General features: G+C 71.8%; 1 protein-coding gene. It reads left to right on the top strand.

The window, feature by feature from the left end; translation table 11 throughout:
• Positions 1-373, top strand: a 373-nt coding sequence (locus AC1DYG_RS20695; protein ID WP_477641704.1) for an AAA family ATPase, incomplete at both ends; no start/stop codon positions are given.

The following is a 373-nucleotide window of genomic DNA, read 5'->3' as shown; positions in this document are numbered from 1 at the left end:
GATGGACAAGTGGGTCGGCGCCTCGGAGAAGGCGGTACGCGAATTGTTCCAGCGCGCACGCGATTCCGCTCCGTCACTGATCTTCCTCGACGAGGTGGACGCGCTGGCACCGCGGCGCGGGCAGTCGTCCGACTCCGGGGTGAGCGACCGGGTGGTCGCTGCGCTGCTGACCGAGCTCGACGGCATCGAACCGCTGCGCGACGTGGTGGTGCTCGGCGCCACCAACCGCCCGGACCTGATCGACCCCGCACTGCTGCGCCCCGGACGCCTCGAGCGCCTGGTGTTCGTGCCGCCGCCGGATGCCGAGGCGCGCAAGGAGATCCTGCGAACCGCGGGCCGGCCGGTACCGCTCGCGTCGGACGTCGACCTGGAC

It is taken from the genome of Pedococcus sp. P1_H8 (genome assembly GCF_056405175.1).
This window is presented reverse-complemented; position numbering and strand designations above follow the sequence as displayed.